The 296-nt window shown below is 66.6% G+C and carries 1 pseudogene; it reads left to right on the plus strand.

Annotation, left to right across the window (positions count from 1 at the left end):
* Positions 1-232 (plus strand): annotated as a pseudogene (locus J0A65_RS27035) (hypothetical protein); the annotation flags it as partial.
* Between the last annotated feature and the right edge of the window lie 64 nt (positions 233-296).

Here is a 296-nt window from a genome sequence, read left to right on the forward strand (position 1 = left end):
TGCCTTGCAGACCCAGCGCGGTGATTTCGTGCTGCAGGCCAATCCCTGGCTCGCGCAGTCGATCGAGAAGCTGCCGCAGCTGCTCGAGGAAAAACCCTACTACCTGATGCTGTCCAATGCCCTGCTGGCGCACGAGCCGGATCTGGCCGAGCGGATCTGGGCCGAGGTGCAGCGCCAGCGTGAGTCGGCCGTCTACCAGGAGCGGAGAGACGCCTACCTGGCGAAGCCCTAACGCCAGCGGTTCTGGCGCCAGGCCTCGCGCTGGGCGGCGTCCTTGAACGTCCAGGCCACCAGAC

This window comes from Bowmanella yangjiangensis (assembly GCF_017255015.1).
Lineage (GTDB): Bacteria > Pseudomonadota > Gammaproteobacteria > Enterobacterales > Alteromonadaceae > Bowmanella > Bowmanella yangjiangensis.